Consider the following 16,368-nt stretch of genomic DNA (forward strand, 5'->3'; position numbering starts at 1 on the left):
AGTGATCATGAGCTTAACCCTTATTGATTTCGTCAAACAACAGGAGCCGCTATTCACTAAGGCGGCCACTGACGAGAGGATGGTGTGGGCCAAGGAAAGCCAGTTCGCCATCCAGCTATTTCAAAACAACGACTACCTCGCCAAGATTGCATTTCAGAACCAGACCAGCACGCAGAACGCAATCATCAACGTTGCAGCTATCGGCATTTCGTTAAACCCGGCTCAGAAGCTTGCTTACCTGGTTCCGCGTAAAGGGGCCATTTGCCTCGACATTAGTTACATGGGCCTGATGCACATTGCGCAGCAGTCTGGCGCAATTAAGTGGTGTCAGTCGGCCATAGTTCGTAGGAACGACCAATTCCGCCGCGAGGGGCTCGATAAGCCGCCGATCCACATCTACAACGACTTTGATACCGAAGAACAGCGCGGGGACATCGTAGGGGCGTATGTAACGGTAAAAACTGACGATGGTGATTACCTCACTCACACGATGCGTATTGATGCCATCTACTCTATCCGTGACCGGTCTGAAGCATGGAAGAAGTACAAATCCGACAATAGCAAGAAGTGTCCATGGGTCACCGATGAAGAGCAGATGATCCTCAAAACGGTCGTGAAGCAGGCAGCAAAATACTGGCCTCGCCGTGAGCGCCTGGACGCCGCCATAGACCACGTTAACACCGAGGGCGAAGAAGGCATCAACTTTACAGCAGAGCGTCAGCCTGAGCGCGATATAACGCCGCTTAGCGAAACCACGCAGAAAGAGATTAACGACCTGCTTGTCTCCTTGGATAAGACATGGGATGCCGATCTCCTCCCTCTCTGCTCACGCATTTTCAAACGTCCTATCTCGCAGCCAGCCGACCTAACAGAAGTGGAAGGTGTTAAGGCTCTCGGGTTCCTCAGGCAAAAGGCGGCAGCATGACACCTTCCCTCCTTTCACTGTTGCGAAGCGGAAAACACAGTATTCGCGACATGGCAAAGATTTTAGGCATTACAAAGTCCCGCGTTTCATGGTTCATCGCCGAGCTTGAGCGGCGTAAATGGATAGAAGTCACCAGGTGCGCGATATGGTTTCACGATGGTACCCGTTCAAATAAGCAGAACGTATACAGGGTAAAACTATGACACCAGAAATTATCCTTGCCCGGACCGGAATTGATGTGTCCACCGTAGAGCAAGGTGATGAAGCATGGGCCAAATTAAGGCTCGGCGTTATTACTGCCTCAGAAGTGCACAACGTCATCGCCAAGCCAAGATCGGGGAAGAAGTGGACTGACATGAAAATGTCCTACTTCCACACCTTGCTCGCCGAGGTATGCACCGGCGTGGCGCCAGAGGTTAACGCCAAGGCGCTGGCCTGGGGCAAGCAGTACGAGGAAGATGCTCGTACCCTCTTCGAGTTCACCACTGACGTGAAAGTCACGGAGTCTCCGATCCTGTTCCGTGACGAGAGCATGCGCACTGCGTGCTCCCCTGACGGCTTGTGCAGTAACGGGTTTGGCCTTGAGCTTAAATGCCCTTTCACCTCTCGCGACTTCATGAAATTCCGCCTTGGGGGTTTTGAGGCCATCAAGTCTGCGTACATGGCCCAGGTACAGTACAGCATGTGGGTGACCGGCAAAGAGGCCTGGTTCTTTGCCAACTACGACCCGCGCATGAAACGCGAAGGCATTCACCACGTCGTCGTTGAGCGGGATCCGCAGTACATGACCGATTTCAACGAAATGGTGCCGGAGTTCATCGAGAAGATGGACGAGGCTCTGGCGGAGATCGGCTTCACGTTCGGGGAACAGTGGAAATGAAACGCACACCCTTTTACCGCCGGCCCGGGCGAACCGGGCAATTCTCCGGCCTCCGTGAGCGCGTTATCTGGATGATTCAGACGCGCGGCCGCCCGGTCACTGGCAGCGAAATCGCCGAGAAGTTTGACGTAACGCTCATCGAGTTTAACCGGGTCGCCAACGGCATTACCCGCGGCACCGGACAGATAGCGCAGATCGTTGAGTCGGAAAAGTGGATCAACGAGGACGGCATCTGCGACCGGACTTTCGACCTGGTAACGAAACCAAAGGTCGTAACGCCGCAGGGTAAATCGCGGCTGTTCACCAAGCGCGCAATTGAGCAATCGCAGGAAGGCAGACGGCAGGAGTGCATTGAACGTGCCGCCCGCCGTCGCCGCCTGATTGCTCAGGGCCTCTACATTGACGAAATGGAGTCCATCCTATGACTCACGCTCACGACGACATCAGGGTTGGCACACTGTGCCTTCCCTTCATTAGTAACGGCTGGCTAATGCCATGGGGTGAAGTGGTCAGCAATCCATTAAAGGCCCAGCGGCTCGCTGAGGAATATCGGGAAAGGCAGGAGGCGGCATGACAGCGAAATACTCACTTCTGTATGTCGATCCCCCTTGGTCTTACGGCAACACCATCAGCAACGGCGCCGCTGCCGATCACTACTCCACCATGAAGCTCATCGACATCAAGCGCCTGCCAGTGTGGGAACTTGCCGCCGAAAATGCAGTGCTGGCGATGTGGTACACCGGCACGCATAACCAGGAGGCTATCGAACTGGCCGAGGCCTGGGGCTTTACAGTTCGCACGATGAAGGGCTTTACCTGGGTGAAGCTGAATCAGAATGCCGAGTTGCGCATCAACAAGGCGCTGGCCGATGGTGAAGTCACCGACTTTTACGACTTCCTCGATCTGCTAAACGCCGAGACGCGCATGAACGGTGGCAACCACACCCGCGCCAATACCGAAGACGTGCTGATCGCCACCCGCGGCGCCGGTCTGGAACGCCAGCATGCTGGCATTAAGCAGGTGGTCTACAGCCCACTCGGCGCTCACAGCGAGAAGCCGTGGGAAGTTCGCCACCGCCTGGAGCTGCTCTACGGAGACGTGCCGCGGATTGAGTTATTCAGCCGCAGCGCAGCGCCAGGCTGGAGCCACTGGGGAAACCAGTGCGCCGCCGCTTCCGTTGAGCTGATCCCCGGCTGCGCCATCGACGTTGTGAAAACGGAGGCCGCATGACGCCAGCAGCTTATTACAACGAAATCGACCCGTTCGCTGCCCAGTGGCTGCGTAACCTGATCGCCGGCGGTCATATCGCACCGGGCGAAGTTGATGAAAGGAGTATTGAAGATGTCATACCTGACGACCTGCGAGGATTCACGCAGTGCCACTTCTTCGCCGGAATTGGCGTCTGGTCTCATTCCCTGCGCCTCGCCGGATGGCCTGACGATAAGCCTGTCTGGACCGGTTCCTGCCCGTGCCAGCCTTTCAGCGCGGCAGGCAAAGGTGATGGGTTTGCTGACGAGCGGCACTTATGGCCCCACTTCTTCCACCTCATCAGCGAGCGCAGACCTCAGCATGTCTTTGGCGAACAGGTTGCAAGCGGTAACGCAAACACATGGTTCGACCTTGTACAAGCTGACCTGGAAGGAATGGGCTACGCCTTCGGGATTGTGCCGTTTGCGGCAGCGGGCATCGGTGCGCCGCACATCAGAGAACGGGCCTACTGGGTGGCCAACTCCAACCTGCAACACGAACCCGCAACCGGAAACACCCCGGGGGCTACAGAATTTGGCTGGATCGGTGAAGTTAACTGGATGGCAGACGCCGGTTGCCAACGACGCGAACGGTTCAACCCATTGCTACAGCGGGAAGAATCCAGACAACTCGCCGAAGGTATGCCTGAAGCTTCCAGGTTCGGCATTGCTGACCGGGTGGCCTACGCCAACAACAGAATCGGCGATGAGGGAGAAACGTTACGCCCAGGGAGGGATGCCGTTTTCAATGGCCGCATCAATGGTAGGCCCCTTGAGGTTAACGGTTTTTGGCGAGATGCGGACTGGCTCTTATGTCGAGATGGCAAATGGCGTCCAGTTGAACCCGGCACATTCCCGCTGGTTGATGGGGCTGCCGCGCGCCTGGGACGAGTCGAGTCCGGGGTGGCAAGAGTGGCAAGCAGCAACCGCGTCGGCCGACTCAAAGGCTATGGGAACGCCATAAACGCACAGGCCGCGGCTGAATTTATCCGGGCCTATATGGAGGGGTTATGACGCCAGAAACAGACAACGCCATCCGCGCCGCCTGCCGCCGCTGAACCGAGGAAATCCAGCAGGCCATGCGCAAGAAGCCAAAGCCTAACTGGAACGAAACTGTGCCTCCCATCATCAACAAGCATCACAAGAAAATTGAAGCTCTGGGAGTTAGCCTCCTGGAGTTCGTCGTCAAAACTGGCCGCCTTAACGGGCGGTTTGGAGCCGAACAATGATTCGCCGACAGATAGATACATCAACCCGATTTCTGCTTGATACGGCCTTTCACCGACTTGAAATAATCCGTGATGAAGGTCTCTACCGACACCTGCGCATGAAGCAGCCCGGTACGTCCTGTTATTACTTCGACATTATCACCTGGCCGGGATATCTGACTGTCACCGGCGACATGGGAACCTGGACATTCTCCCGTATCGCGGACATGTTCGACTTTTTCGGTCCGTGGCAAGACGGTATTAACACCGGTTATTGGTCCGAAAAGCTGGAGGCTGGCGCTGGCTATTCAGCGTGTGAGCTATTGGCGAAAGAGTACGATCATGATGCTTTTTGCCGAAGCCTGAAGGAATCAATGAGCGAGTATCTGGAAGATACCCCAGAAGACCAGCAGGAAGACGAAGACTGGGATGATGAAGACGACACTCCAGACAGTGATAAAGCCAAAGTTCGTGAGGTAGTCCGTGAATTATGCCGCGGTGGGTTTAGCAATGATTGGGAAGCATACCAGGCAGTTTATAACGCTGATTGGCCCGAAAGTTGGAGTGCGTGGGACGTCTGCGACGGGCTGACATTCAAGACCTACACCAGCCATTTCCGCTGGATACTCTTTGCCATCACCTGGGCGATCTCCAAATACCACAACACCAAGCTGGTCGATAAAGCTATGTCGAAATTCATAGCGGTAAGGATGGCGTCAGCATGAACAGAGCCTCACCCGTTGATTTGAGGAAAAGCCTGGAAATCGCCAATAACCTTGCGCACATCTGGATTCGTTTTGTGCCGATCCCGGCGGCGACCGAAGATGAATTCCAGACGCTGGCAGCCGAACTATCGCGACGGCTTGAGCAGATGGCAGTCGAAGCAGAGAAGAATGAAGGCGGTGCAACATGAAGGCACTAATCACCAGGTCGCTAAAGCGGCCTTTTTTATTGCTGGCGTTCACCTTCAACCGAATTAACCGACAGTTCCGGGAGCATTGACCATGGACATCATCGATACCGCAGCAGAGATTGAAGAGCTTCAGCGTAACGCTGCCCTTTCGGCTCACCGAGTGAACCGCAATGCCGTATCAGCTGAGCGTTGTGAAGAATGCGACGAACCAATTCCCGAGCCGCGGCGCGCTGCCGTTCCCGGCTGCCAGACGTGCACGGAGTGCCAGGGCGTCATCGAGCTCAAAAACAAGCAGAGAGGACTTATTAATTAATGTAAAAAGCTATTCCCCCTTGCGAAGCACTACGTCTAGTTTTGCTAATGCGTCGGCAATGTCCATTTGGATGAAGTTTCCTGTTTCCTCATGGTAATAAACTATTTGTTGCTCACGATCGTTTCGTATAATCGATTCTACTAGCCACTCCCCATCTTCGCCTTTTAACGAAACGATATCGCCAACGCTCAAGCCCTGAACTGTAGTCATTTGGTATACCCCAAAGTTAGATCGTCAAAATTAACTTTAGCGGGTAATTCAAAATAGAAAAGCCTCGCTCGTCGGGGCATTTTTTTGCCTGGAGAAACCCATGAGCGAAATGACCTTAATCGTGCCCAACGACTGGGTAACAGAAGAAAAGCTCGTCGAGATTACCGGCCTTCGCCCGGGCACCATCGAACGGGCCCGCAAAAATTGCTGGATGATCGGGCGGGAATATCTGCATGTTTCCCCGGACGGCGTGCCGAAGAAAAACAGCGAATGCATGTACAACCGAAAGGCTGTCGACCAGTGGGTTGAGAGCATGTCAAAGAAACAGCCGGGTGCGCGCCAATGAAGATCCGTTTATGCTTAGCGGGCTCTTGGACGTCAGGAGGGAATAATGGCTAAGTCAGCATACCCAACAGGCGTGGAGAATCATGGCGGGACGCTCCGTATATGGTTCATCTATAAAGGCAGCCGGGTGCGTGAAAGCCTCGGTGTGCCGGATACACCAAAAAACAGAAAGGTCGCTGGCGAGCTGCGCGCGTCGGTGTGCTTTTCGATTAAGACCGGCAACTTCAACTATGCAGCGCAATTCCCAGACTCGCCTAACCTGAAAAGGTTTGGGGTGGAGAGCAAGGAAATCACCGTGCTGGAGCTGGCGAACAAGTGGCTTGAACTGAAGCGTATGGAGATCAGCACCAACGCGATGTCACGCTATGCATCTATAGCGCGCAACATGGTGCCCAGGATTGGTGGGGACAGGCTGGTATCTGCGGTAACGCAGGAAGATCTGCTGTTTATCAGGAAGGAATTGCTGACCGGTTATCACACGCTGAAAGTCGGGCAGAAAACGCCGGTTAAGGGTCGCTCAGTCAGAACGGTCAACAACTACATGAAGACCATGAGCGGGATGTTTAAGTTTGCCGCTGATAGCGGTTATGTACGGGTGAATCCGTTCACCGGGATCGCCATGCTTAAGCGGTCACGATGCGAGCCTGACCCGCTGACGCGCGATGAGTTTGTCAGGTTGATTAACGCCTGCGCCCACCAGCAACTGAAAAACATGTGGTCTCTTGCCGTCTACACCGGCGTGCGCCACGGAGAACTTGTGTCGCTGGCCTGGGAAGATATCGACCTGAAAGCGGGTACGATGATGATCCGCCGGAACCACACGTTAACGAAGGAGTTCACCCTTCCGAAAACAGAGGCCGGGACGGACCGTATCATCAACCTCATTCAGCCAGCGATCGACGTGCTGAAGAGCCAGGCCGAGTTAACTCGCCTGGGTAAGCAGTATCAGGTTGAGGTGAAACTGCGCGAGTATGGCCGTACCGATGTGCATCCATGCACGTTCGTGTTCAACCCGCAGATCGCATCACGTAATGGCCGTGCCGGGCATCATTACGCAGTGGGATCGATTAACCAGTCGTGGGAAGCGGCAATGCGACGCGCCGGGATTCGTTATCGCAGAGCATACCAGTCCCGACACACGTATGCATGCTGGTCGTTAGCTGCCGGTGCAAACCCGAACTTCATCGCGAAGCAAATGGGCCACACCGACGCGCAAATGGTTTACCGGGTGTACGGATCCTGGATGGCTGAAAATAACCAGGACCAGGTACTCATCCTCAACCAGAAATTGAGTGAGTTTGCCCCATCCATGCCCCACGCCGTGGGATCGGATGGTTATTAATTATAAATATCATTAGGTTAGATAAACTAAACTTGCATGCCCATCACTTCCTGGTATGCCGACACCAGCTTGTTACGCACCTGCAACCCCATCTGCAATGACACCGACGCTTTTTGCAGATCGGCCATCACATCGTTGAGCGCCACGCCGGGTTCGCCAAGGGTAAATCTCTCAGCCTGGGTACGGGCCGCGTTTTGCTTGTCGCTGATCCGGTCCAGCGCCGCATGCAGTTGACCGGCGAAGCTAACGCCCGGCGGCTGGTCAGCCACGCTCTGATTACGGGCGGTCATCGCCGTTGCCTGTAACTGACTGAGTACCCCTTCAATGCCCTGTATAGCCATGACTCTCCCCTGGATGGTTTTTTACGAGGTCAAGACTAACAGCTTGTCAATAAGATAATGGCGGTAAATAGCGTTAAAAAACCAGGTTATTTGACGCATAGAAAATCCCGAATCATCAAATAATGGCAGGGCCATCAGTATGGAACTTTTGTCGTGTTTGCCGACCCGGGAGTCAGTTTTGTTTCTCTACACGAATAACGTAAACCACCAGGATTTAAGAGGTGCGCAATGAGTGCGACAGCAGCATCGACAGCGCCACAGAATAAATCACTCGAGTGGATGAACCGCCTTCGCGCCAACCCTAAGATCCCGTTGATTGTGGCAGGCGCTGCCGCCATTGCGATCGTTGTCGCGATGGTCTTATGGGCAAAAAGCCCGGATTACCGCACGCTCTACAGCAACCTTTCCGACCAGGATGGCGGTGCCATCGTCACCCAGTTAACCCAGATGAACATCCCGTATCGCTTTGCCGATAACGGTGGTGCGCTTGAAGTACCGGCAGATAAAGTGCACGAGCTTCGCCTGCGTCTCGCCCAGCAGGGGCTGCCAAAAGGCGGCGCGGTTGGGTTTGAGCTGCTGGATCAGGAAAAATTCGGCATCAGTCAGTTCAGCGAGCAGGTTAACTATCAGCGCGCACTGGAAGGTGAGCTGGCCCGTACGATTGAAACCTTAGGCCCGGTGAAAAGTGCCCGCGTGCACCTGGCGATGCCTAAGCCGTCCCTGTTTGTCCGTGAACAAAAGTCCCCTTCGGCCTCTGTGACCGTTAACCTCGAACCTGGCCGTGCGCTGGATGAAGGGCAGATCAGCGCCGTCACGCACCTGGTCTCCAGTGCGGTGGCCGGCCTGCCGCCGGGTAACGTTACGCTGGTGGATCAGAGTGGTCATCTGCTGACGCAGTCCAACACCGCAGGGCGCGATCTCAACGACGCTCAGCTGAAATACGCCGCGGATGTGGAAGGCCGTCTCCAGCGTCGCATCGAAGCGATTCTGGGCCCGGTGGTCGGCAGCAGCAACGTACACGCGCAGGTCACAGCGCAGATTGATTTCTCGAATAAAGAACAGACCGAAGAGCAGTACGCCCCGAACGGGGATGCCTCCCGCGCCGTGTTACGCTCGCGTCAGATCAATGAGACGGAACAGGTCGGCGGACAGTATCCTGGCGGTGTGCCGGGCGCGCTCTCTAACCAGCCAGCGCCTGCCAACGCCGCGCCAATCTCCACCCCGCCGGCAAACCCGCAGAACGGTCAGCAAACGAATCAGCAGACGACCTCGACCGCGAACAGTACCGGCCCGCGTAACAGCAGCCGTAACGAAACGACCAACTACGAAGTCGACCGGACTATCCGCCATACCAAACTGAACACGGGCGATATTCAGCGTCTCTCTGTTGCCGTGGTGGTGAACTACAAAACGCTGCCGGACGGTAAACCGCTGCCGCTCACAGCGGAGCAGATGAAGCAGATCGAAGATTTAACCCGCGAAGCGATGGGCTTCTCTGAAAAACGTGGCGATACCCTCAACGTTGTGAACTCACCGTTCAACCCGGTGGATGAGACCGGTGGCGAACTGCCGTTCTGGCAACAGCAGGCGTTCTTCGATCAGCTAATGTCCGCAGGCCGCTGGCTGCTGGTGCTGATTGTCGCGTGGCTGCTGTGGCGTAAGGGCGTTCGTCCTCAGCTACAGCGCCGTGCTGAAGCCGAGAAAGCCGCGCTGGAACAGAAGAACGCGCGTCCGGACGAGGAAGAAGCGGTTGAAGTTCGTCTCAGCAAAGATGAACAGATGCAGCAGCGCCGTGCTAACCAGCGTATGGGCGCAGAGGTGATGAGCCAGCGCATTCGCGAAATGTCAGATAACGATCCGCGCGTCGTCGCGCTGGTCATCCGCGGTTGGATGGGTAACGAACATGAGTAATACGCTTACAGGCACCGATAAAAGCGTCATCCTGCTGATGACCATTGGCGAAGATCGCGCGGCGGAAGTGTTTAAACACCTCTCCCAGCGAGAAGTGCAGATCCTCAGCGCGGCGATGGCCAACGTGCGCCAGATCTCCAACAAGCAGCTGACAGAAGTGCTGGCGGAGTTTGAGCAGGAAGCCGAGCAGTTTGCCGCGCTCAACGTCAACGCCAACGAATACCTGCGCTCCGTGCTGGTTAAGGCGCTGGGCGAAGAGCGCGCCGCCAGCCTGCTGGAAGATATTCTCGAAACGCGCGACACCGCCAGCGGGATCGAAACGCTCAACTTTATGGAGCCGCAAAGCGCCGCCGATCTTATTCGCGACGAGCACCCGCAGATTATCGCCACCATTCTGGTCCACCTCAAACGGGGTCAGGCGGCCGATATTCTGGCGCTGTTCGACGAGCGCCTGCGCCACGACGTGATGCTGCGTATCGCCACCTTCGGCGGCGTCCAGCCAGCCGCGCTGGCGGAGCTGACCGAAGTGCTGAACAACCTGCTCGACGGCCAGAACCTCAAGCGCAGCAAAATGGGCGGCGTGAGAACGGCAGCGGAAATCATCAACCTGATGAAAACGCAGCAGGAAGAGGCGGTTATTACGGCGGTACGCGAGTTCGACGGCGAGCTGGCGCAGAAAATTATCGACGAGATGTTCCTGTTCGAAAACCTGGTCGAAGTGGACGACCGCAGTATCCAGCGCCTGCTTCAGGAGGTGGACTCCGAATCGCTGCTTATCGCCCTCAAAGGCGCCGAGCAGCCGCTGCGCGAGAAATTCCTGCGCAACATGTCCCAGCGTGCGGCCGATATCCTGCGCGACGACCTGGCCAACCGTGGCCCGGTGCGTTTGTCTCAGGTGGAAAACGAACAGAAAGCGATCCTGCTTATTGTTCGTCGTCTGGCAGAAACCGGCGAGATGGTGATTGGCAGCGGAGACGACACCTATGTCTGATGAACTGTCGTGGAAGCGCTGGACGCCTGACGACCTCTCCCCTCCCACCGCAGAGTTCACCCCTGCCGTTATGTCGTCCGACGAGGGCGACGCCGGGGCGGGCATCCCCGAGCTGAGTGAAGAGGAACAGCGCGCCCAGATGCTGGCCCAGATGCAAATGCAGGCGCACGAGCAGGGCTTCAACGCCGGGATGAACGAAGGCCGTCAGACCGGGCACGCACAGGGTTATCAGGAAGGGCTGGCGAAAGGTTTAGAGCAGGGCATTGAGCAGGCGCGCCAGCAGCAGGCGCCGCTGCATGCCCGCATGCAGCAACTGGTGAGCGAGTTTCAGCACACGCTGGATGCGCTCGACAGCGTGATTGCCTCGCGCCTGATGCAGATGGCGCTGGAGGCGGCCCGTCAGGTGATCGGCCAGACGCCGGTAGTGGATAACGCCTCGCTGATTAAGCAGATCCAGGCCCTGCTCCAGCAGGAGCCGCTGTTCAGCGGCAAACCGCAGCTGCGCGTTCATCCTGATGATTTGCAGCGCGTGGAAGAGAGCCTCGGCGCGACGCTGAGCCTGCACGGCTGGCGGCTGCGCGGCGATCCGTCGCTCCATCACGGAGGCTGTAAGGTCTCGGCGGATGAGGGCGATCTGGATGCCAGCGTCGCGACCCGCTGGCAGGAACTGTGCCGCCTGGCGGCACCGGGAGTCGTCTGATGACCGCTCGCCTTACGCGCTGGCTTAACACGCTCGATAATTTTGAAACGAAGATGGCGCAGCTGCCATCCGTTCGTCGTTATGGACGCCTGACGCGCGCCACCGGTCTGGTCCTGGAAGCCACGGGGCTGCAACTTCCGCTCGGCGCCACCTGCGTGATTGAGCGTCAGGACGGGGGGGAGACGCGTGAAGTGGAAAGCGAAGTGGTCGGGTTCAACGGTCAGCGCCTGTTTCTGATGCCCCTTGAAGAAGTGGAAGGGATTTTGCCCGGCGCCCGCGTCTACGCGAAAAACATCAGCGGTGACGGCCTGCAAAGCGGCAAACAGCTCCCGCTCGGTCCGGCGCTGCTGGGCCGCGTGCTGGACGGAAGCGGCAAACCGCTCGATGGCCTGCCCTCCCCTGATACCACCGAAACCGGCGCGCTGATCACCCAACCCTTCAACCCGCTGCAACGCACGCCAATCGAGCACGTACTGGATACCGGCGTGCGGCCGATTAACGCCCTGCTCACCGTGGGACGCGGCCAGCGTATGGGGCTGTTTGCCGGCTCCGGCGTGGGTAAATCGGTCCTGCTCGGCATGATGGCGCGTTATACCCAGGCGGACGTTATCGTGGTTGGCCTGATTGGTGAGCGTGGTCGCGAAGTCAAAGATTTCATCGAAAACATTCTGGGTGCGGAGGGCCGCGCCCGTTCGGTGGTGATCGCCGCGCCTGCGGACGTGTCGCCGCTACTGCGTATGCAGGGTGCCGCCTACGCCACGCGTATTGCGGAAGATTTCCGCGACCGGGGCCAGCACGTGCTGCTGATTATGGACTCCCTGACCCGCTACGCGATGGCGCAGCGTGAGATTGCGCTGGCCATCGGCGAGCCGCCCGCGACCAAAGGCTACCCGCCGTCGGTCTTCGCCAAGCTCCCGGCGTTGGTTGAGCGCGCGGGGAACGGCATCAGCGGCGGCGGCTCCATCACCGCGTTCTATACGGTACTGACCGAAGGCGATGACCAGCAGGACCCGATTGCCGACTCCGCGCGCGCGATCCTCGACGGCCATATCGTGCTGTCGCGCCGTCTGGCCGAAGCCGGGCACTATCCGGCAATTGATATTGAAGCCTCGATCAGCCGTGCGATGACGGCCTTGATCACCGAGCAACACTACGCCCGCGTGCGTAACTTCAAACAACTGCTCTCCAGCTTCCAGCGCAACCGCGATCTGGTAAGCGTCGGGGCGTACGCCAAAGGCAGCGACCCGATGCTCGATAAAGCGATTGCCCTGTGGCCGCAGCTGGAGGCATTTCTGCAACAGGGTATTTTTGAACGCGCCGACTGGGAAGATTCCCTCCAGGCACTGGAGCTGATTTTCCCGCAGGTGTAACACAGGTGGAGGGCGAAGGTCATGGCGCAGAACAGCGCGTTATCAACGCTGAAAGATCTGGCTGAAAAAGAAGTTGATGATGCCGCATTGCAGCTTGGCGCAATGCGACGCGGGTGCCAGCAGGCTGAAGAACAGTTGAAGATGTTAATCGACTATCAGCATGAATATCGCACCAACCTTAACACCGACATGGCGCAAGGCATTGGTAGCCAGCGCTGGATTAACTATCAGCAGTTTATCCAGACGCTGGAAAAGGCGATTGAGCAGCATCGCCAGCAGCTCAACCAGTGGACGCAAAAAGTCGATACCGCGCTGAATTTCTGGCGCGAGAAAAAACAGCGGTTGCAGGCCTGGCAAACCTTACAGGACCGACAGATTGCAGCCTCGACCCTGGCGGAAAACCGTCTGGATCAGAAAAAAATGGATGAGTTTGCCCAGCGCGCATCAATGAGGAAACCAGAATGATCACACTGCAACAACTGCTGATGACCGACAGCGACCCGTCCGGCGGCACGCTGACCGGGAAAGGCGCTGAGGGCGCGCAAGATTTTCTTTCTCTGCTGGCGGGCGCGCTGACCGAGACCACCGGCAAAGGCAAAGATGCCCCGCTGACGCTGGCGGATCTGAAAGCGGCGGGCAACAAGCTGTCGACAGCGGCAAAGGAAAAAAACGGTGATACCACGCTCCAGGCCAAAATCGCCGAACTGCTCTCCCGTCAGGAGACCCTGACTGGTGAAGATACCGCCGTCTCCCTGCAAAGCCTCGTCTCCGGCCTGAAACCCGCCGCGAATACGGATGCGCTGAAGACGCTGACCCAGCCGGAGGCGAAAACAAACAGCGAGACCACGACTGAAGAAGAGGAGTTGGCCGGGTTAAGCGCGCTGATGGCGATGTTACCGCACCAGCAGACCACCACCCCGGTAGCGACGCAGCCTGCGAGCACCGGGGAGATCGCCCCCCGAACTGCCCTCCCCTCTGCGCTAGCCCAGACGGACAACGGCCAGCATCAGCCGCTTAGCCATGCGTTAACGGGTCAGGAAAAAATGCCGGTTCAGGACAGCGACACATCGCTGCCCGCCACGGCAGCCGTTACGCCAGCCGTCGCCGCCGTCACGGAGAAGCAGGACGTAGCGAGCGCGGCGTCGTCTGCCGCCAGCCCAACCGCGACGCTGGCACCGATCGTAAGTCACCTGGCGCCTTCACAGCCTGCCGCTACCGTTGCGACAGCGCCGGTGTTAAGCCAGCCGCTGGGCACGCACGAATGGCAGCAGAATCTGAGCCAGCACATCACCCTGTTCACAAAGCAGGGACAGCAGACCGCAGAGCTGCGTCTGCACCCGGAGGATCTGGGTCAGGTGCAAATTTCGCTTAAGCTGGATGACAACCAGGCGCAGTTGCAGATGGTTTCGCCCCACAGCCACGTCCGCGCGGCGCTGGAAGCGGCCCTGCCGATCCTGCGCACGCAGCTTGCGGAAAACGGCATTCAGCTTTCCCAAAGTAGCGTCAGCAGCGAGGGCTTTGCCGGGCAACAGCAGTCCTCATCCGGGCAGCAACAGCACACTTCGCGTTCCGGCCAGCATGGCGGGTTTAACGATGAGAGTGAAGAGTTATTGCCTGCCCCTGCCGCCCTGCAATCCGCCGCGCGCGGCAGCCGTGCCGTAGACATCTTTGCCTAAACGCCAGAGGTAACGTGATTATCCCCGTCTTTTCCACGCTTTGACCTAAGCCGGACACGGGATAATCACCGTATTAAGCTGTACCGAAACAGGAAGCTCGTATCAGATGACAGACTCCGCTATCACCAAAAAAAGCAAGCGTTCCATCTGGATCCCGCTGCTGGTGTTGATTACCCTCGCGGCCTGCGCCACCGCAGGCTACAGTTACTGGCGTATGCAGCAGGAACCCTCCAGCGCGGCCGCCAAAGCTGAAGCGCCGCCTCCACCGGCGCCGGTCTTCTACCCGCTGGATACGTTCACCGTGAACCTGGGCGATGCGGATCGCGTGCTTTACGTGGGTATTACGCTGCGTCTGAAAGATGAAGCGACCCGTGCACGCCTGAACGACTACCTGCCAGAAGTGCGTAGCCGTCTGCTGCTGCTGTTTTCTCGTCAGGATGCCTCCGCGCTCGCCACCGATGTGGGCAAGCAAAAGCTGGTCGATGCCATTAAACAGACGCTGGCGACCCCGCTGGTAAACGGCCAACCTAAGCAGGAAGTCACTGACGTTCTGTATACAGCCTTCATTCTGCGGTAACGACATGGGCGACAGTATTCTTTCTCAGGCAGAAATCGATGCGCTGCTCAACGGCGACAGCGATAAAAGTGACGAACCGAAGCCGGGTCTGACCGGCGATGATAATATTCGTCCCTACGATCCCAATACCCAGCGTCGCGTGGTGCGCGAGCGTTTACAGGCGCTGGAGATCATCAACGAACGTTTCGCACGTCAGTTCCGTATGGGGTTGTTTAACCTGCTGCGTCGTAGCCCGGATATCACCGTCGGTGCGATCCGCATTCAGCCGTATCATGAGTTTGCCCGCAACCTGCCGGTGCCAACCAACCTTAACCTGATCCATCTGAAACCGCTGCGCGGTACCGGTCTGGTTGTGTTCTCGCCAAGCCTGGTGTTCATCGCGGTGGATAACCTGTTCGGTGGCGATGGCCGTTTCCCGACCAAAGTGGAAGGCCGCGAGTTTACCCATACCGAACAGCGTGTGATTAACCGCATGCTGAAGCTTGCGCTGGAATCCTACAGCGACGCGTGGAAAGCGATTAACCCGCTGGAAGTGGAGTACGTGCGTTCCGAGATGCAGGTGAAGTTTACCAACATCACCACCTCCCCGAATGACATCGTCGTGAACACCCCGTTCCACGTCGAGATCGGCAACCTGACGGGCGAGTTCAACATCTGCCTGCCGTTCAGCATGATTGAACCGCTGCGCGAACTGCTGGTGAACCCGCCGCTGGAGAACTCACGTCACGAAGATCAGAACTGGCGTGAAAACCTGGTGCGTCAGGTGCAGCATTCGCAGCTGGAGCTGGTGGCCAACTTCGCCGACATCTCCATGCGGTTATCGCAGATCCTGAAATTACAACCCGGCGACGTTTTGCCGATAGATAAACCCGACCGCATTATTGCCCATGTGGATGGCGTACCCGTGCTGACAAGCCAGTACGGCACGATTAACGGCCAGTATGCGTTACGCGTTGAGCACTTGATCAACCCGATTTTGAATTCGCTGAATGAGGAACAGCCCAAATGAGTGACATGAACAATCCGTCCGATGAAAACAGCGGAGCACTGGACGATCTGTGGGCTGACGCGTTAAACGAGCAGAAAACGACGCCGACGAAAAGCGCGGCAGACGCGGTCTTTCAGCAGTTAGGCGGCGGCGACGTCAGCGGCACGTTGCAGGACATCGACCTGATTATGGACATTCCGGTCAAGCTGACCGTTGAGCTGGGTCGCACCCGCATGACCATTAAAGAGCTGCTGCGCCTGACGCAGGGTTCCGTGGTGGCGCTTGACGGTTTAGCGGGTGAGCCGCTGGATATTCTGATCAACGGCTACCTGATTGCACAGGGCGAAGTAGTGGTGGTGGCCGATAAATACGGCGTACGTATCACCGACATCATTACCCCTTCCGAACGCATGCGTCGTCTGAGTCGTTAA

Annotated in this window: 23 protein-coding genes and 1 pseudogene; 22 read left to right on the forward strand and 2 right to left on the reverse strand. The window is 57.3% G+C overall.

Annotated elements, in window-relative coordinates; all coding sequences use genetic code 11:
• Positions 1–7 precede the first annotated feature (7 nt).
• From ACJTMZ_RS03845 to ACJTMZ_RS03895, 11 genes and pseudogenes are all read left to right on the forward strand, one after another.
• The gene (locus tag ACJTMZ_RS03845; protein WP_408626865.1) at positions 8–925 is read left to right on the forward strand and encodes a recombinase RecT; all 918 of its coding nucleotides are present in this window, start codon (positions 8–10) and stop codon (positions 923–925) included.
• A complete protein-coding gene (locus tag ACJTMZ_RS03850) occupies positions 922–1,128 on the forward strand; it encodes a MarR family transcriptional regulator (RefSeq protein ID WP_275369009.1) in 207 nt (68 codons plus the stop codon). The genes ACJTMZ_RS03845 and ACJTMZ_RS03850 overlap by 4 nt, the downstream gene beginning before the upstream one ends.
• Entirely contained in the window at positions 1,125–1,805 is a 681-nt protein-coding gene (locus ACJTMZ_RS03855; protein ID WP_408626866.1) for a lambda exonuclease family protein, read from the forward strand. The genes ACJTMZ_RS03850 and ACJTMZ_RS03855 overlap by 4 nt, the downstream gene beginning before the upstream one ends.
• The gene (locus ACJTMZ_RS03860) at positions 1,802–2,230 is read left to right on the forward strand and encodes a regulator (RefSeq protein WP_408626867.1); all 429 of its coding nucleotides are present in this window, start codon (positions 1,802–1,804) and stop codon (positions 2,228–2,230) included. The genes ACJTMZ_RS03855 and ACJTMZ_RS03860 overlap by 4 nt, the downstream gene beginning before the upstream one ends.
• Positions 2,227–2,379 (forward strand): DUF1317 domain-containing protein, encoded by a 153-nt coding sequence (locus ACJTMZ_RS03865; RefSeq protein ID WP_264882473.1) that lies wholly within the window; start codon positions 2,227–2,229, stop codon positions 2,377–2,379. The genes ACJTMZ_RS03860 and ACJTMZ_RS03865 overlap by 4 nt, the downstream gene beginning before the upstream one ends.
• Positions 2,376–3,035 carry an MT-A70 family methyltransferase gene (locus ACJTMZ_RS03870; RefSeq protein WP_110870716.1) on the forward strand — a complete coding sequence of 220 codons (660 nt, stop codon included), beginning with the start codon at positions 2,376–2,378 and terminating at the stop codon, positions 3,033–3,035. The genes ACJTMZ_RS03865 and ACJTMZ_RS03870 overlap by 4 nt, the downstream gene beginning before the upstream one ends.
• Entirely contained in the window at positions 3,032–4,066 is a 1,035-nt protein-coding gene (locus ACJTMZ_RS03875) for a DNA cytosine methyltransferase (RefSeq protein ID WP_337277254.1), read from the forward strand. The genes ACJTMZ_RS03870 and ACJTMZ_RS03875 overlap by 4 nt, the downstream gene beginning before the upstream one ends.
• A pseudogene (locus ACJTMZ_RS03880) lies at positions 4,063–4,281 on the forward strand (hypothetical protein). The gene ACJTMZ_RS03875 and the pseudogene ACJTMZ_RS03880 overlap by 4 nt, the downstream one beginning before the upstream one ends.
• Positions 4,278–4,985: a hypothetical protein gene (locus ACJTMZ_RS03885; protein WP_248039113.1), complete on the forward strand. Its 708-nt coding sequence runs from the start codon at positions 4,278–4,280 to the stop codon at positions 4,983–4,985. The pseudogene ACJTMZ_RS03880 and the gene ACJTMZ_RS03885 overlap by 4 nt, the downstream one beginning before the upstream one ends.
• The gene (locus ACJTMZ_RS03890) at positions 4,982–5,173 is read left to right on the forward strand and encodes a DUF1382 family protein (protein WP_408626868.1); all 192 of its coding nucleotides are present in this window, start codon (positions 4,982–4,984) and stop codon (positions 5,171–5,173) included. Before ACJTMZ_RS03885 ends, ACJTMZ_RS03890 begins: the two co-directional genes overlap by 4 nt.
• A gap of 91 nt (positions 5,174–5,264) precedes the next feature.
• Positions 5,265–5,486, forward strand: coding sequence for a TraR/DksA family transcriptional regulator (locus ACJTMZ_RS03895; RefSeq protein ID WP_408626869.1), 222 nt, complete (start codon positions 5,265–5,267; stop codon positions 5,484–5,486).
• 9 nt (positions 5,487–5,495) lie between these two features.
• Here ACJTMZ_RS03895 and ACJTMZ_RS03900 read toward each other — a convergent pair whose 3' ends face one another.
• Entirely contained in the window at positions 5,496–5,696 is a 201-nt protein-coding gene (locus ACJTMZ_RS03900) for a hypothetical protein (protein ID WP_125913338.1), read from the reverse strand.
• A 100-nt stretch (positions 5,697–5,796) separates the two neighbouring features.
• On the opposite strand from ACJTMZ_RS03900, the gene xisR reads away from it, so the two are divergent.
• Together xisR and ACJTMZ_RS03910 are read left to right on the forward strand one after the other, a co-directional pair.
• A complete protein-coding gene (xisR, locus tag ACJTMZ_RS03905) occupies positions 5,797–6,042 on the forward strand; it encodes an excisionase family protein (protein ID WP_001856431.1) in 246 nt (81 codons plus the stop codon).
• Between the two features lie 45 nt (positions 6,043–6,087).
• Positions 6,088–7,383, forward strand: coding sequence for a site-specific integrase (locus ACJTMZ_RS03910; protein ID WP_063137343.1), 1,296 nt, complete (start codon positions 6,088–6,090; stop codon positions 7,381–7,383).
• A gap of 26 nt (positions 7,384–7,409) precedes the next feature.
• Here ACJTMZ_RS03910 and fliE read toward each other — a convergent pair whose 3' ends face one another.
• Positions 7,410–7,724 carry a flagellar hook-basal body complex protein FliE gene (gene fliE, locus ACJTMZ_RS03915; protein ID WP_003859612.1) on the reverse strand — a complete coding sequence of 105 codons (315 nt, stop codon included), beginning with the start codon at positions 7,722–7,724 and terminating at the stop codon, positions 7,410–7,412.
• A 228-nt stretch (positions 7,725–7,952) separates the two neighbouring features.
• On the opposite strand from fliE, the gene fliF reads away from it, so the two are divergent.
• The 9 genes from fliF to fliN all read left to right on the forward strand — a co-directional run bounded on the left by fliF (position 7,953) and on the right by fliN (position 16,368).
• On the forward strand, positions 7,953–9,635 hold the full coding sequence (fliF, locus tag ACJTMZ_RS03920; RefSeq protein WP_017383346.1) for a flagellar basal-body MS-ring/collar protein FliF: 1,683 nt from the start codon (positions 7,953–7,955) through the stop codon (positions 9,633–9,635).
• On the forward strand, positions 9,628–10,626 hold the full coding sequence (gene fliG / locus ACJTMZ_RS03925; RefSeq protein ID WP_003859608.1) for a flagellar motor switch protein FliG: 999 nt from the start codon (positions 9,628–9,630) through the stop codon (positions 10,624–10,626). The genes fliF and fliG overlap by 8 nt, the downstream gene beginning before the upstream one ends.
• The gene (fliH, locus tag ACJTMZ_RS03930) at positions 10,619–11,326 is read left to right on the forward strand and encodes a flagellar assembly protein FliH (RefSeq protein WP_047740852.1); all 708 of its coding nucleotides are present in this window, start codon (positions 10,619–10,621) and stop codon (positions 11,324–11,326) included. The genes fliG and fliH overlap by 8 nt, the downstream gene beginning before the upstream one ends.
• Positions 11,326–12,696: a flagellar protein export ATPase FliI gene (gene fliI / locus ACJTMZ_RS03935; RefSeq protein ID WP_017693144.1), complete on the forward strand. Its 1,371-nt coding sequence runs from the start codon at positions 11,326–11,328 to the stop codon at positions 12,694–12,696. Before fliH ends, fliI begins: the two co-directional genes overlap by 1 nt.
• A 21-nt stretch (positions 12,697–12,717) precedes the next feature.
• Positions 12,718–13,161, forward strand: coding sequence for a flagellar export protein FliJ (gene fliJ, locus ACJTMZ_RS03940; RefSeq protein ID WP_017383343.1), 444 nt, complete (start codon positions 12,718–12,720; stop codon positions 13,159–13,161).
• On the forward strand, positions 13,158–14,372 hold the full coding sequence (gene fliK / locus ACJTMZ_RS03945) for a flagellar hook length control protein FliK (RefSeq protein WP_047740851.1): 1,215 nt from the start codon (positions 13,158–13,160) through the stop codon (positions 14,370–14,372). The genes fliJ and fliK overlap by 4 nt, the downstream gene beginning before the upstream one ends.
• A gap of 106 nt (positions 14,373–14,478) precedes the next feature.
• Positions 14,479–14,949, forward strand: a complete 471-nt coding sequence (gene fliL / locus ACJTMZ_RS03950) for a flagellar basal body-associated protein FliL (RefSeq protein ID WP_003859598.1) — start codon at positions 14,479–14,481, stop codon at positions 14,947–14,949.
• Positions 14,950–14,953: 4 nt separating this feature from the next.
• On the forward strand, positions 14,954–15,958 hold the full coding sequence (fliM, locus tag ACJTMZ_RS03955) for a flagellar motor switch protein FliM (RefSeq protein ID WP_003859594.1): 1,005 nt from the start codon (positions 14,954–14,956) through the stop codon (positions 15,956–15,958).
• Positions 15,955–16,368 (forward strand): flagellar motor switch protein FliN, encoded by a 414-nt coding sequence (gene fliN / locus ACJTMZ_RS03960; RefSeq protein ID WP_003859592.1) that lies wholly within the window; start codon positions 15,955–15,957, stop codon positions 16,366–16,368. Before fliM ends, fliN begins: the two co-directional genes overlap by 4 nt.

Source organism: Enterobacter sp. DN, assembly GCF_046054285.1.
Lineage (GTDB): Bacteria > Pseudomonadota > Gammaproteobacteria > Enterobacterales > Enterobacteriaceae > Enterobacter > Enterobacter hormaechei_C.

Coding starts and splice junctions, on each gene's coding strand:
- ACJTMZ_RS03845 (WP_408626865.1), top strand. CDS start 8: ATGAGCTTAACCCTTATTGATTTCGTCAAACAACAGGAGCCGCTATTC.
- ACJTMZ_RS03850 (WP_275369009.1), top strand. CDS start 922: ATGACACCTTCCCTCCTTTCACTGTTGCGAAGCGGAAAACACAGTATT.
- ACJTMZ_RS03855 (WP_408626866.1), top strand. CDS start 1,125: ATGACACCAGAAATTATCCTTGCCCGGACCGGAATTGATGTGTCCACC.
- ACJTMZ_RS03860 (WP_408626867.1), top strand. CDS start 1,802: ATGAAACGCACACCCTTTTACCGCCGGCCCGGGCGAACCGGGCAATTC.
- ACJTMZ_RS03865 (WP_264882473.1), top strand. CDS start 2,227: ATGACTCACGCTCACGACGACATCAGGGTTGGCACACTGTGCCTTCCC.
- ACJTMZ_RS03870 (WP_110870716.1), top strand. CDS start 2,376: ATGACAGCGAAATACTCACTTCTGTATGTCGATCCCCCTTGGTCTTAC.
- ACJTMZ_RS03875 (WP_337277254.1), top strand. CDS start 3,032: ATGACGCCAGCAGCTTATTACAACGAAATCGACCCGTTCGCTGCCCAG.
- ACJTMZ_RS03885 (WP_248039113.1), top strand. CDS start 4,278: ATGATTCGCCGACAGATAGATACATCAACCCGATTTCTGCTTGATACG.
- ACJTMZ_RS03890 (WP_408626868.1), top strand. CDS start 4,982: ATGAACAGAGCCTCACCCGTTGATTTGAGGAAAAGCCTGGAAATCGCC.
- ACJTMZ_RS03895 (WP_408626869.1), top strand. CDS start 5,265: ATGGACATCATCGATACCGCAGCAGAGATTGAAGAGCTTCAGCGTAAC.
- ACJTMZ_RS03900 (WP_125913338.1), bottom strand. CDS start 5,696: ATGACTACAGTTCAGGGCTTGAGCGTTGGCGATATCGTTTCGTTAAAA.
- xisR (WP_001856431.1), top strand. CDS start 5,797: ATGAGCGAAATGACCTTAATCGTGCCCAACGACTGGGTAACAGAAGAA.
- ACJTMZ_RS03910 (WP_063137343.1), top strand. CDS start 6,088: ATGGCTAAGTCAGCATACCCAACAGGCGTGGAGAATCATGGCGGGACG.
- fliE (WP_003859612.1), bottom strand. CDS start 7,724: ATGGCTATACAGGGCATTGAAGGGGTACTCAGTCAGTTACAGGCAACG.
- fliF (WP_017383346.1), top strand. CDS start 7,953: ATGAGTGCGACAGCAGCATCGACAGCGCCACAGAATAAATCACTCGAG.
- fliG (WP_003859608.1), top strand. CDS start 9,628: ATGAGTAATACGCTTACAGGCACCGATAAAAGCGTCATCCTGCTGATG.
- fliH (WP_047740852.1), top strand. CDS start 10,619: ATGTCTGATGAACTGTCGTGGAAGCGCTGGACGCCTGACGACCTCTCC.
- fliI (WP_017693144.1), top strand. CDS start 11,326: ATGACCGCTCGCCTTACGCGCTGGCTTAACACGCTCGATAATTTTGAA.
- fliJ (WP_017383343.1), top strand. CDS start 12,718: ATGGCGCAGAACAGCGCGTTATCAACGCTGAAAGATCTGGCTGAAAAA.
- fliK (WP_047740851.1), top strand. CDS start 13,158: ATGATCACACTGCAACAACTGCTGATGACCGACAGCGACCCGTCCGGC.
- fliL (WP_003859598.1), top strand. CDS start 14,479: ATGACAGACTCCGCTATCACCAAAAAAAGCAAGCGTTCCATCTGGATC.
- fliM (WP_003859594.1), top strand. CDS start 14,954: ATGGGCGACAGTATTCTTTCTCAGGCAGAAATCGATGCGCTGCTCAAC.
- fliN (WP_003859592.1), top strand. CDS start 15,955: ATGAGTGACATGAACAATCCGTCCGATGAAAACAGCGGAGCACTGGAC.